Raw genomic sequence first — 246 nt, forward strand, 5'->3', positions numbered from 1 at the left:
CATCAAGCGCGATAGCACCCTGCACGTCTTTCGCGACCGCACTACCGACATCGACCGCGACGAAACCCGCACCGTCCATCGCCATGAAGTCCACACGGTGCATGGCAACGAGACCCATACCGTCGACGGTAACGAAACCTTTACCGTGCAAAAGAACCGCCGCAAAACGGTGGATGGCAACGAAACCGACCGCATCGGTAAAAACTGGTCGAACAAAGTCGGCAAGAACAAAACCGAAACCATCGG

General features: G+C 56.1%; 1 protein-coding gene. It reads left to right on the forward strand.

Going from position 1 to position 246, the window contains the following annotated elements; genetic code table 11:
• Nucleotides 1-246, forward strand: a 246-nt coding sequence (locus A6R74_RS11705; protein WP_373557063.1) for a bacteriophage T4 gp5 trimerisation domain-containing protein, incomplete at both ends; no start/stop codon positions are given.

The sequence above is a fragment of the Halomonas sp. ALS9 genome, from assembly GCF_001651035.1.
Taxonomy (GTDB): Bacteria; Pseudomonadota; Gammaproteobacteria; order Pseudomonadales; family Halomonadaceae; genus Vreelandella.